This is a genomic window from Arhodomonas sp. KWT (genome assembly GCF_010993615.1).
Genome location: NZ_WNXE01001103.1, coordinates 1 through 534, shown reverse-complemented (window position 1 = coordinate 534; position 534 = coordinate 1). Strand labels below are relative to the sequence as shown.

The window sequence follows — 534 nt, the reverse complement described above, 5'->3', positions numbered from 1 at the left end:
CCCAGGGCATCGAGCACCCCGGCTTCTCCTTCATCCAGGTGCTCTCCCCCTGCATCACCTACCGGCCCGAGCAGATGGAGTACAAGAAGCACGTCCACGAAGGCTTCGAGACCACCTCGGACCGCCGTGCGGCCTTCGCCCAGCTCATGGACGACGACAACTTCACCCAGGGCCTGCTCTACCGCAGCGACGCGCCGCCCTACACCCCCGACCGGGCGGAAGCGGCGGACCTCGACCGCATCGCCGGGCAGTTCGCCCTGGCCGCAGGAGAACAGTGATGGAATCTGTGCCCCTGTTCCTCGCCCACGCCGTCGCACTGGAGGACGAGGCCGCCCAGCGCTACGACGAGCTCGCCGACGCGCTGGAGGTCCACAACAATCCGGACGTGGTGGACCTGTTCCGCAAGATGGCCCACTTCTCGCGGCTGCACCTGGCGGAGGCCCGCGAGCGCGCCGAGTCCGAGGGCGGGCTGCCACAGCTCAAGCCCTGGGAGTACCAGTGGCCGGACGACGAGAGCCCGGAGTCGGCGGAGAT

The 534-nt window shown here is 68.9% G+C and carries 1 protein-coding gene and 1 pseudogene; both read left to right on the top strand.

The features are described from left to right. A pseudogene (locus G7A99_RS24380) lies at nt 1-278 on the top strand (2-oxoacid:ferredoxin oxidoreductase subunit beta); the annotation flags it as partial. Beyond that, nucleotides 278-534, top strand: a 257-nt coding sequence (locus G7A99_RS24375; RefSeq protein WP_305792377.1) for a ferritin family protein, incomplete at its 3' end; no start/stop codon positions are given. The pseudogene G7A99_RS24380 and the gene G7A99_RS24375, both read left to right, overlap by 1 nt.